The organism is Neptuniibacter sp. QD34_54 (assembly GCF_047778055.1).
Lineage (GTDB): Bacteria > Pseudomonadota > Gammaproteobacteria > Pseudomonadales > Balneatricaceae > Neptuniibacter.
The window spans coordinates 1,047,211-1,059,404 of the sequence record NZ_CP180546.1; the positions used below are offsets into that span (position 1 = coordinate 1,047,211).

The window sequence follows — 12,194 nt, forward strand, 5'->3', positions numbered from 1 at the left end:
GCTGGTTGTTAATTGTTCAAATCTAATAAAATCAAAGGGTTATGTGGTTTCTTTTTAGCGACAGGCGTATATATTATGCAGTGTAGGTGGCTACAAAGCCGCTAAAAGCTAGGTATAGCTTCGTTTAAATCATGTTTATATCGATAGATAAAAAATAGCTCAGAGTGAAAACTCATATTTTTCTTCTATCATAGATTGGGCTACGTAGTACTACGTACGTCATCTAAGTAATCTATCTAGTACTTATGCGCATTTATCCCAATATCGGGGTATGGCATGCTGTGTAAGACTATAAGAGCTAGCATGGTTATAGTTTTAGCAGTGTTAGCTGTGGTCGTAGTTGGGGTGGACAGGAGATTGTTTCAGGTGCGACCACACTTATATGACGGTTTAAAAACGCGGATTATAGAGAGAGGATGATAATAAAAATGTTCAAAATGACTTTTCCTAAGCAGTTAATTACTGCAGCTGCATGTACTGCAGTACTGGCTACGCCAGCAATGGCTGCTGATAAGGTATACAAGCTTAAACTGGCAGAAACTTGGCCAACTAACTTCCCTGTTTTTGGTGACGCGACTAAAAACATGGCTAAGCTGGCTGAAGAGATGTCCAACGGCCGTCTTAAAATTCAAATCGACTCTAAGAACAAGCACAAAGCACCACTAGGTGTTTTCGATATGGTTCGCTCTGGTCAGTATGACATGGGTCACTCCGCGTCTTACTACTGGAAGGGTAAAGTACCAAATACGCTTTACTTCACAACTATGCCATTTGGTATGACTGCACCTGAACAGTACGGTTGGTTCTACTACGGTGGTGGTCAGGAACTAATGGATGAGGTTTACGGCAAGTTCAACCTAATGTCCTTCCCTGGTGGTAACACAGGTAACCAGATGGGCGGTTGGTTCCAGAAAGAGATCAATTCTCTGGAAGACCTACAAGGTCTGAAAATGCGTATCCCTGGCTTCGCGGGTGAAGTACTAGCTAAGCTAGGTGCGAAACCAACTAATATTCCAGCAGGTGAGCTTTACACTGCACTTGAGCGTCGTACGATTGATGCATTGGAGTGGGTAGGTCCTTCTCTTGACCTACGTATGGGTTTCCACAAGATCGCTCCTTACTACTACACTGGCTGGCATGAGCCTGCGACTGAACTTCAGTTCTTGATCAACAAGAAGAAGTTTGAGCGTCTACCAGCAGATCTTCAGCAGATCCTTAAAACAGCAATGCGTACTGCGGCGTACGATATGTACATCCAGTCTTACCACTCTTCTGCTGAAAACTGGGCAAGCATGAAAACTGAATTCCCTAACATTCAGGTTAAATCTTTCCCAGCTGAAGTAATCGGCGCAATGCGTAAAGCTAACGATGAGCTACTTGCTGAAAAAGCAGCAGCTGACCCACTAGCTAAGAAAATTCTTGAGTCTCAGTCTGCGTACATGGAAAAAGCACGTGCATGGACAGATATCTCTGACAAAGCTTACCTAAACAGCTTGTCTAAGTAATCGAGTCGTAAGAACCCCCTCGTTGGTGCTCTGGACATTGTCCCGATCCGGGGCACCAACTTCTTAATCTTCTAGGAGAAATCATGTTTCTAGTGAGACTGGAGCAGGTGATCAACAGCTTTTCAGATTTGATGGGCAAGATCTCTGCAGTTCTATTTGTAATCATGCTGTTCAATGTCTTTATCGACGTTGTAATGCGCTATGTCTTTAATGATGTCTCCATCGGGATGCAAGAATTAGAGTGGCACCTATATGCAGCAGTATTTCTATTAGGTGTGTCCTACACGTTACGGGTCGGTGGCCACGTACGTGTTGACCTGATCTACGAACGTTTATCAGGCAAAACCAAAGCAATGATCGATATGTTGGGTTGTGTATTTCTGCTCTTCCCGTTCTGTGCCCTAGTTGGTTGGTACGGTATCGATTTTGCGCGTGAATCATTTGAATTAGGCGAGACCTCGGGCGATCCAGGTGGTCTTCCTTATCGTTGGATTATCAAATCCGTTATCCCTTTTGCTTTCTTTGCCATGTTAATTAGCGGTATCGGTTTGTTCCTTAAATCTTTAAACATCTTCTTGGGCAACACCAAAGAAGATCATTACCAACCACCACAGCACTAAGGGGCGTTTAGTAATGATTGGTATTATTATGTTTGTTGTGGCGCTGTTGATGCTGCTTGTCGGCTTCCCAGTTGCCTTTACCTTTGGTGGTGTAGCGTTGTTCTTCGGTGTATTTGCTGAAGGCGCTGAAATGTTTGCTTTCATGCCGTTCCGTATTCAGAGCATTATGGAAAACACGGTATTGATGGCGGTTCCTCTATTTATTTTCATGGGTATCGTTTTACAGAAAACTCAGTTGGCTGAGCAGTTGCTTGAGTCCATGGGTAAACTGTTTGGCGGTGTTCGCGGCGGTTTGGCAATCTCTACTGTATTGGTAGGTGCGTTGCTGGCGGCTTCTACCGGTGTAGTAGGTGCATCTGTTGTAGCAATGGGTTTGATCTCGCTACCGGTAATGTTGAAGTACAAATACGACAAGTCACTTGCCTGCGGTACGATCTGTGCGTCTGGTACGCTAGGTCAGATTATTCCGCCATCGATCATCCTCATTATCTTGGGTGATGTACTGGGTATCCCTGTGGGTGACTTATTTAAAGCAGCGGTTGGTCCAGGTCTAATGTTGATCGGTATCTACGTTGTTTACATCCTAATCTACAGCTTTGTTAAGCCAGAAGCGGCGCCAGCATTGCCTTTAGACGACGATGTTGATTCTAAGCGCGAGCAATACATAAAAGCGCTTAAAGCGATCATTCCACCACTAGCGCTGATCTTGATTGTATTGGGTTCTATCTTCGCAGGTATTGCGACACCAACAGAATCTTCTGCACTAGGTGGCGTAGGTGCAATCGTATTGGCGGCTATGTACCGACAGTTCAGCTGGAAGATGGTTCTAGAATCTGCAACTGAAACGGTAAAAGTTACAGCGATGGTGTTTGCGATCCTGTTGGGTGCGACAGCCTTCTCTATGGCGTTCACTTACACCGGTGGTGACTACATTGTTGAGGAAGTTCTATCTGATTTACCAGGCGGTGCTCAGGGCTTCTTGATCCTATCTATGCTTGCGATTTTGATCCTAGGTTTCTTTATCGACTTCGTAGAGATCAGTTTCATCATCGTACCGATCTTGGCACCGGTTGCTGATGCGCTAGGTATTGCGCCGGTATGGTTTGCGATCCTAATCGCGATGAACCTACAAACAAGTTTCTTAACTCCGCCATTTGGCTTCAGTCTGTTCTATCTCAAAGGTGTTGCGCCACCTAATGTACAGACAATGGATATCTATAAGGGTGTTATGCCTTTCATCCTGATGCAGGTAGCGGTTGTTATCTCAATCCTAGTATTCCCAGGATTCTATGGTTTGGCGTAAGACGGTTGAGTGGCCGTTATCACTCTTCTCTCTGGGCGGGTAACCGCCCAATTAATGGTTCATTCCCATTTGCCCCGTTTATCGGGGCGCTTTTTTGTCTGGGGTTAGCTGTTTTATACAAGTAAACCGCTAACTTCTGACAGCGCTTTGCAAAGCCCTTGTTGCGTAATTAGATCGGCTTGGGCTTTATCCTTTATCAAGATAGATCCCACAAAGGCTAGGGCGTTCAGAGAAATACCTTGAAAGGATTCCTGCTTGCGTGGCACGACCATCATCCACTCATGAGTGAGTAGCAGATTGTGTGGTGGCACGGTCTTATCCCCCGAGCTTTCTAGTGACAGGGTTGTACGCAGTCGATCATACAAGTGCTGTAATTGAGTTGCTGAATCTTCAGATGTGTGCCCGTCGAACAGATCATTCGGCAGGGCGAGTGCCGCATGTTCGAAGGGGAGGGAATCTAACTTTCGTGGTACTTCATCATGAAGTTGCTCAAGCTGCGGGCTGAAGGGAATTAGATCAGCTGCGTTTTCATTTAACTGGATTAGCTGTAGATGTTTGTGAGGTTGGCTAGCACCGGCTTCGGCTGAACTATTATAAAAAGCGAGCGCCGGGCCTTGGGTTAAGCATTGATATAAGGCGCTAAAATCATCGAGCGAAAGCAGAATGTTTTGCTGCTCAAAGTGATTGGTTACTAACAGCAGATGCTGCTCTAAGACGTTAAACTTGTTCAGCAGTAACTTATGATTGTCACCCACAGGACCAACATAAAGACTCGGTTCGTGGGGAAGAAAAGGGTCGTTGTTTGATGTCGCTGATTTGGCTTTGGCCTTCTCTTCTAAGCTGGATAATTGCCTTAGTTGAAACTGTAGCTCGCCTTCTTGAACCTTATGCGATGAGGTGGTCAGGCTTTTTAACTCGCCGCGGCGAGATGCCGATGTGTAAAGCACTTCAGCCTTGGACCATAGTGAGAAATCCATGGAGTGTTATACCCCGCATCCTTTATACTGGAACCTTAACTATCAGCCGAAATGATCAGGAAAGCTAGTACCAATGAAACGGGTTACAGCCTCTTTAAAAACTAAAATCCTACTGCTTTCCATTCTGCCACTAGTGATGGTGACTGTGGCTGTTACCATGATCAGTTTGACCCAAGCCAAGCACCTCTCTGAGCAAGAGATTCATACCTTCGAAGAAAATCTACTGCGGTCTAAACGCCAAGAGCTACAAAACTACGTAGAGCTGGCGATGAACTCAATTGAGCATATCGTCAAAGATGCTCAGCCGGGTGATAAAGTTGCTGAAGAAAAAGTTAAAAACATTCTCGATGGCCTGACCTACGGAGAAGATGGTTACTTCTTTGTCTATGACCGTCAGGGAGTCAATTTGGTCCATCCGATCCAGCATGAGTTGATCGGTCAAAACCTGATGGATCTTAAAGATGAAAACGGCAAGATGGTGATCCGAGATCTCATCGAAGTGGCGAAAAAAGGCGGTGGTTTTTACCGCTATGTTTGGAAAAAGCCCTCTAAGGGTGATCTAGAAGATAAGCTCAGTTATGTGGTCGAGATCCCCAAGTTTAACTGGATGATGGGCACCGGTTTATATATCGATGATATTGCCAAAGAGGTTGCCTCAATCCGGCTTAAAGTAACCCGTAATATTCGTAATACCTTCTTTACCGTTGTGGTGATTTTGGCGGGCACTATCATCGTGATTGCCTTAGTGGGTATCGCAATTAACATGCATGCTTCCCAGCTTGCCGATAAACGTTTACGTGAACTTGCTCATAGCTATGTGCAGTTCCAAGTGAGCCAACGTCGTAACTTTGCCAGAGAACTCCATGACGGTATTAACCAGTTAATGGTATCGGTTAAGTTTAGATTGGAGCTCGCGAGAGATAAGTTACTCAAACAGGATGAATCGGCCGCCAACGATCTGAACAAAGGCTGCGACGTCCTGAATATGGCGATTCAAGAGGTACGACGTATCTCCCACGATCTACGTCCTATACAGCTTGATGATCTAGGCTTAGAGTCAGCACTGCACAGTATGATCGCAGAGTTTTCTGAGCGTACCGGCATACAGACCAATATCCGTTTAGAGCTGCCAGAACAACGATTGCCTGATGATATCGAAATCACCATGTACCGTATTGCCCAAGAAGCACTGACCAATATTGAAAAACACGCAGAGGCTACTCAAGTAGGGCTGCGCATTTGGTCGCGAGAAGGGTATATTTGGGTCGAAGTAACGGACGATGGCAAAGGGTTCTCTCCAGGGAAGACAGCTTCAGGCATCGGCTTACTAAATATGCGAGAACGTACCGAACTGTTAAGTGGTCGTTTTGGTGTGAAAAGTAAAATAGGGGCAGGTACGCGGATTCGTGCAGGGTTTACAATTCTTTAACTTGAATACAGTGGATAATATGAAAATACGTGTCGTGTTAGTAGATGATCATCCATTAGTGTTAGATGGCATTAGTGCACGTTTAGAAGGTGAAGAATCACTGGAAGTGGTGGGCATGGCTAATGATGGCAAGCAGGCACTTAAGCTCGCTGCCGAAGTGAAGCCAGACGTCGTGCTTATGGATGTCTCCATGCCTGTGATGAATGGCTTTGAAGCTACCGAACGATTCCGTGAAGAACAGCCTGATATCAAAGTGCTGATCTTAAGCATGCATGATGATCGTGAATACATCGTTAAACTGATCAAATGCGGCGCTGCCGGTTATGTCTTGAAGGACGTTTCTTCAGAAGAACTTATCTCAGCTATCGAAACCATCTACCGCGGCGGCACTTACTTTAGCTCCGGCGCATCTCAAGCGCTGTTCAGCCAGTTTGAACAAGCGGTACCTGTCGAAGTTGAAGAAGAACAAGAGCCATTAACGGGTCGTGAAAAAGATGTACTTAAGCTGGTGGCCGAAGGCAACAGCAATAAAGAGATCGCGCGTGAGTTAGATATCTCTGTTCGTACAGTAGAAACCCACCGTCAAAATATCAAAAATAAACTCGATATCCACACTGCAGCGGGCCTAACGCGTTACGCGATAGAGAACAACTTGGTGGATTAAGCAGTAAATACCAATCTTTACTTGAGCCACTTACAGTGCCTGTCTATGGCCCCCGCTAATTCCTGACCGAAAAGTGCCTCTCTTCAGGGCTATTGCTCAGTTAGATAGAGCGCTAACCTGATATGGTGGAAGTCGGCGGTTCAAGCCGAGCGCAGCGAGACAACAGCGGAGCCTACGACGATAGCCCCGAAGGGGAAGGAGCGGAGCGACGTATAATCTGCTTGGTCTTACTTACCGGTTCGAAAGGGCAATTATCCCTTTATTTACTTTTTGCTGCTTGATCAAAGCAAGTGGCTGCGTATAATACGCCAACACCTGATCGCAACTTATCGCGATACAGATATAGGACTATAGCTCAGTTGGTTAGAGCGCTACCTTGACATGGTAGAGGTCGGCAGTTCGAATCTGCCTAGTCCTACCAAGTTTTAAAGAAGCCCGCACTTGTTGCGGGCTTTTTGCATTCTGCGATATGTGAATCCTAGGACAGATGAGAATCGAACGCAGAGAGATAACGTCGGAGCCCGCGACGACGGCCCGTAGGGTGAGGCGCGGAGCGACGAATAACTGCTGAAGGCATTCGAGCCGAGCGAAGCGAGACCACATCGGAGCCTGCGACGATAGCCCCGAAGGGGAAGGAGCGTAGCGACGTATAATCTGCCTAGTCCTACCAATATTTAAAGAAGCCTGCACTTGTTGCGGGCTTTTAGCTTAAAGGGAGAGAATATAAACGGCTCTAATCCTTTTATTAGCACATACTTTGCTGATCCCGTTACTTAGGCGTGTTAGCTGGGACGTACCCGTTAAAATGATCCCCACTCCTTGCCCAGCATAACCAACTGTCTGACTTTTTCCTTATTATTCAGTATCATGAATAATCAGCCTGATAATTCCGATTTATATACTACGTGGGAAAGGTTGTTCCCATCCCCAGAGCTTATTAGCGCTAAAACGTTGTGCAGGCATTGTTATATAAATAGATTTGAACCAGATTGGTAAACTCTGCTAAAAATCAGTTAATCGTAAGAAGGCAAAGGCATGAAACCCGTTAATGATAGCGATCAACTAAGTGAGATAGTGATCGAAGGTTATAAATCCATCGAGCATTGTCAGATGGAGATGGGCTGCCTCAATGTTTTGATCGGTGCCAACGGTGCTGGCAAATCGAACTTTATAAGCTTCTTCCGTTTGATCGCGGTACTCCTTGATCATCGTTTGCAGTCGCTTGTAGGTAAAGCAGGCGGACCTGACGCATTACTCTATTACGGTCGAAAGAAAACCGAGGCGCTTAAAGCTGAACTTTATTTCGGAAATAATGGTTATAAGTTTGAGTTAGAACCTACTAATGACAATCGTATGATGTTCCAGCGAGAGGCTTTGTGGTGGAACATGAGTGGTGATAAAGGTGTCTGTTCCGGACATTTTGAGTCGGAAGCTGATAAGCATAGGTCTGGTATCAAACAATACACATTGCCGATTATGAGCCGCTGGCGTGTCTACCATTTCCATGATACGAGTGATAGTGCAAAGGTTAAACAGACACATCGTATCAATGATAACGATTACCTTCGAGAAGATGGCGGCAACCTTGCAGCTTTTCTCTACCGTCTGAAGAAAAACCATTTCAGCCAGTATAAGCGAATAGTAAAGACTATTCAGATGGTCGCCCCCTTCTTTGGTGATTTCTATCTACGTCCTAGCCCTGATAACGAAGACTACATCCAACTTGAATGGACCGAGAAAGAACAAGATGTACCTTTCAAGGCGAGTGAACTGTCTGATGGAACGTTGCGATTTATTTTGCTGGCAACAGTCATGCTTCAGCCTGAAGAATATATGCCCAGCGCGATTATTGTGGATGAGCCAGAGCTGGGTTTGCATCCCTATGCCATCAATGTCTTAGCGGAACTTATTAAGAGTGCAAGTAATGAACACCAGCTTATCATATCGACTCAGTCAGTAGAGTTGGTAAACCAGTTTGAGGCTGAGGATTTGATTGTCGTGGACAAGTACAAAGGAGCATCGACTTTTAAACGATTAAATTCAGAGGCTTTAAGTGAATGGTTAGAGGATTACAGCCTTGGCGAGCTCTGGAAGAAAAACCTATTGGGGGGTAGGCCTCAGCGATGACCAGAGTTAACGTTTTTGTTGAAGGTCAAACGGAAGAAACCTTCGTACGTGATGTGCTTGCACCTTATTTTACTCGTCAAGGTATTTGGCTAAATGCCATTTTGGCTGAGACTAGCCCCGGTAATAAAGGTGGAATTGTTAGCTATGGTAAGGTTAAGCACCAAGTCACGAGGTTATGTAGAAGTGATTCAGGGGCTTATGTGACTACCCTGATTGACTACTATGGATTGCCGACAGACTTCCCATCATTTGCTATAGCGCAAGGCGATGCGATGCAAAAAGTTCAGTTACTCCAAGATGCATTTGCGCATGATATTAGTGAACGAAATTTTTTGCCATATTTTGCTATGCATGAATTTGAAGCATTACTTTTTTGTGATCCGGTTAAGTTTGAAGATTGGTTTGATGATCAAAGAGCGGTTGCCAGGTTAGAGGAAATTAAAGCCAACTTTGCGACACCTGAAGAGATCAACAACAGTCCAGAGACAGCGCCTTCAAAACGAATTCTCGCAGTAATCCCTGCTTATAAGAAAACATTACACGGACCGATGATAGCCGAGGATATAGGTATTGATGTAATGAGGGCGCAATGTCCTCATTTTGATGGATGGATTCGCTCCATAGAACAATTGAGGTAATTGCTAACGCTTACCTCTGAATAAATTTATAGGGGCAAAATGGCGGTTTGGCTAGTAAGGGTATGAGCTCAAGGTGATAACGAACAACAGTTTGTTCGGGAGAATGGATAGAAATAAAGGGGATAAAGTCCTTTTTAAGAGAAGCCCACACTTGTTGCGGGCTTTTTGAATTCTGCGATGTGTGAATTTCTTTGCATTCGAGCCGAGCGAAACCAATCCCTTCAAATACACACATTAAATAGTTATTCCGCACCGCCGAAAGAAAAGCCGAATATTCCCGTATTTTCCCTGCCTTTATACCTGCTTGTTAAAGATGTGTATGTATTTGTAATCTTTTGTAACATTCTGTTTTTATTTGTAATGCTTTGTTTTAATTGGGGAAAACCCTAATACTTTAGGGGTGTTTTTTTACTAAAGTAGAATGCTCTAATGTCGCTTACTGCGTTGCAGCAAATTATGGTGGCTCCACCTAGGTCAGGATGAGTGTTTTCTGATCAATCTTTAACGCAGCAAGGTGGACAAAATGGCACTGATAAAAAGAAGTCATGGAGCTGAGCACCCGTATTGGGGGTTCGGGCCATTCAAAATTCGACTACCGCTAGTGCATTACCGTTTAGAGACCCCGGAGATTATTCAGGGCTTGGTGATGTTCGTTGTAGGTTTGGCAATGATTCCATTACTGGAGAAGTATTTGGGTATGCCGTATGAAGCTGCCCTTGCTTTCACGTTTATTGCTGGCCTCGGTTATATTCTTCCGGCCTTACTGGGTGTCCCTCTGGTTCCGGGCTGGATTACACCGGCGATTCCTGTCGTCATTCTTTACCTCAATGGTTTTGAACCTGGTCCTGAAGCGATCAAAGCGATGTTTGCTTTGCAGATTGAGGTGACACTGATATTCCTTATCTTAGGGGCTACAGGTTGGGGCTCTAAGTTGGTGAATGTTATTCCTAACTCTCTTAAAGCGGGAATTATCATTGGGGCGGGTATTGCTGCGATGATGGGCGAACTTAAGGTGGGTGGCCGAATTGATGCGACACCAGTTTCTCTTATCGTTGGTTCGATTATTTCTGCTTACGTGTTGTTCTCACTATCGTTTAAAAACGTGATTGATTCCAATCCACTAGCCAAGAAAATCGCTAACTTCGGCATGGTACCGGGTATGTTGATTGCGATGGTTGTGGGTTGGTCTGTAGGTGAATATCCACTGCCAGCAATTGAGTGGGGCATCACTCAACCAGATTTCGCTTTGATGGCTGAGTATCTAGTCTTTGCGGTTGGTTTCCCTGATTTAGATGTTTTCTTATTAGCTATTCCGACTGCCATTATTGCTTACGTAATCGCTTTTGGTGACATCATTGTTGGTTTTACCTTGGTAGATCGTGTTGACCATATTCGTGACGATGAAAAGATCGAATCTAGCGTAGACCGTGTTCACTTAGTAACCGCGATCCGTAACGGTATTCACGCTTTCTTTGCGCCATGGCCGGGTTTGGCAGGGCCTTTATGGACTGCTGCACACGCAACGGTAGCTGAGCGTTACGCGATGGGTCGTAAGGCGATGGATTCTATCTACAGTGGCGGTGGTACGTTCTGGATCACGGGTTTAGTCGCGCTTTTTATCTTACCTCTAGTGACTCTGTTTAAGCCTGTATTGCCAATCGCGCTATCGCTGACGTTGGTGCTAACGGCTTATATCTGCATCATGGTGGGTATGGAGCAGTTGAAGAACCCAACCGAGCGTGGTGTTGCGGGTATTGTTGCGGTAACACTAGCGATGCCTGATCCAAAATCTACAGTGTATGCAGTAGGTATTGGCTTGATTTTGTACTTCTTGATTGAGCGTCCGAAACTGATGGGTAAGCACAATCCGGGAGACGAGGTCATATTTGCCGATGGCGATGATGCTCAGCCAAAACAAAAGGAAAAAGAGATAGCTTAAACCATATAGGTTTTAGAGCCCGATCATTCGATCGGGTTTTTTTATGGTAAGTCCTATGAAAAATACAGAACATAACGTTTAAGCCACCTGTACTTGGTTTTTACCTTGTCTCTTAGCTTTGTAAAGCGCTTCGTCCGCAGCTTTTAACAGTGGAATGATCTCGGTGCCATGGTGAGGGTAAAAAGCAAGACCGGCACTCGCGCTAAGTTTGATGGTTTTTGATTCTATATGGTAAGTGTCATGGAGAGTCTCGACACTACGATGGAGTGAAGATATGGCATCCTGCATTGTCTCTAGATCTTCTAAAACTACGACAAACTCATCCCCCCCTAATCGCGCAACAGTGTCCGAACTACGACAAGAGTGCATAAGCCTTTCCGCCATGAGCTTTAAAACGGAATCGCCCACGTGATGACCGTAGGTGTCATTAACGGGTTTAAATTCATCTAAATCAACGATGGCTACACCGATCAACTGGTTATGCGCTTTTGCTTTTTCAATGGCTTCCCCCAGTCGTTCTTCGAGTAGGGAGCGATTAGCGACTTGAGTGAGATGATCGACGCGGGATAAACGTAGGACTTCTTGTTCTGCTGCTTTTCGTTTCGTTATATCGGTGGCGACTAAGCCAGTCGCAAATATTTTTCCTTCAGAATCAGTGATGGGGAATTTAATCGATAGGTAGTCACGAATGTTACCATCAACGGGAGCTTTTTCTTCTACGGTAATGACTTCCTTTCTCTCGATCACTTGTAAATCAGCTTGTCGAAAAGCCGTAGCAATATCTTCGGGGAATATTTCATGATCGGTCTTACCGCAGAAGCTCTGCTTTTCTTGGTGGAATAAACGGGAATACTCTTGGTTTACATAGAGGTAACGTCCATCCAAATCTTTAGCTGCAATAACTGCTGTAGCGTTATCTGCAATCGCTTCAAAAAGATTGAGCCGTTGTTGTAGTTGGTCTAATTCGGATTTATCCACGCGCTACCTATATC

Annotated in this window: 10 protein-coding genes and 1 tRNA gene; 9 read left to right on the top strand and 2 right to left on the bottom strand. The window is 45.0% G+C overall.

Features of this window, described 5'->3' with window-relative positions:
- The first annotated feature begins 428 nt into the window (after positions 1-428).
- The 3 genes from ACMXYP_RS04570 (at position 429) to ACMXYP_RS04580 (ending at position 3,428) form a co-directional block, all read left to right on the top strand.
- Positions 429-1,505, top strand: coding sequence for a TRAP transporter substrate-binding protein (locus tag ACMXYP_RS04570; protein WP_415883833.1), 1,077 nt, complete (start codon positions 429-431; stop codon positions 1,503-1,505).
- A gap of 83 nt (positions 1,506-1,588) precedes the next feature.
- Complete coding sequence (locus ACMXYP_RS04575) at positions 1,589-2,125, top strand: TRAP transporter small permease subunit (protein WP_415883834.1); 537 nt, start codon at positions 1,589-1,591, stop codon at positions 2,123-2,125.
- A 13-nt stretch (positions 2,126-2,138) separates the two neighbouring features.
- Entirely contained in the window at positions 2,139-3,428 is a 1,290-nt protein-coding gene (locus ACMXYP_RS04580) for a TRAP transporter large permease (protein WP_415883835.1), read from the top strand.
- A gap of 113 nt (positions 3,429-3,541) precedes the next feature.
- Here the strand turns inward: ACMXYP_RS04580 and ACMXYP_RS04585 are convergent, their stop codons facing one another.
- Positions 3,542-4,405, bottom strand: a complete 864-nt coding sequence (locus ACMXYP_RS04585) for a DUF4922 domain-containing protein (RefSeq protein WP_415883836.1) — start codon at positions 4,403-4,405, stop codon at positions 3,542-3,544.
- Between the two features lie 73 nt (positions 4,406-4,478).
- Here ACMXYP_RS04585 and ACMXYP_RS04590 point away from each other — a divergent pair, with 73 nt between their 5' ends.
- The 6 genes from ACMXYP_RS04590 (at position 4,479) to ACMXYP_RS04615 (ending at position 11,202) form a co-directional block, all read left to right on the top strand.
- Positions 4,479-5,834: a cache domain-containing protein gene (locus ACMXYP_RS04590; RefSeq protein WP_415883837.1), complete on the top strand. Its 1,356-nt coding sequence runs from the start codon at positions 4,479-4,481 to the stop codon at positions 5,832-5,834.
- 19 nt (positions 5,835-5,853) lie between these two features.
- On the top strand, positions 5,854-6,498 hold the full coding sequence (locus ACMXYP_RS04595; RefSeq protein WP_415883838.1) for a response regulator transcription factor: 645 nt from the start codon (positions 5,854-5,856) through the stop codon (positions 6,496-6,498).
- 344 nt (positions 6,499-6,842) lie between these two features.
- Positions 6,843-6,919 (top strand) — tRNA-Val (locus ACMXYP_RS04600).
- Between the two features lie 614 nt (positions 6,920-7,533).
- Positions 7,534-8,625, top strand: a complete 1,092-nt coding sequence (locus ACMXYP_RS04605; RefSeq protein ID WP_415883839.1) for an AAA family ATPase — start codon at positions 7,534-7,536, stop codon at positions 8,623-8,625.
- Positions 8,622-9,263, top strand: coding sequence for a DUF4276 family protein (locus ACMXYP_RS04610; RefSeq protein ID WP_415883840.1), 642 nt, complete (start codon positions 8,622-8,624; stop codon positions 9,261-9,263). Before ACMXYP_RS04605 ends, ACMXYP_RS04610 begins: the two co-directional genes overlap by 4 nt.
- A gap of 523 nt (positions 9,264-9,786) precedes the next feature.
- Positions 9,787-11,202 carry a xanthine/uracil/vitamin C permease gene (locus ACMXYP_RS04615; protein WP_415883841.1) on the top strand — a complete coding sequence of 472 codons (1,416 nt, stop codon included), beginning with the start codon at positions 9,787-9,789 and terminating at the stop codon, positions 11,200-11,202.
- Between the two features lie 78 nt (positions 11,203-11,280).
- On the opposite strand, the gene ACMXYP_RS04620 is transcribed toward ACMXYP_RS04615, so the two are convergent.
- Complete coding sequence (locus ACMXYP_RS04620) at positions 11,281-12,180, bottom strand: diguanylate cyclase domain-containing protein (protein WP_415883842.1); 900 nt, start codon at positions 12,178-12,180, stop codon at positions 11,281-11,283.
- Between the last annotated feature and the right edge of the window lie 14 nt (positions 12,181-12,194).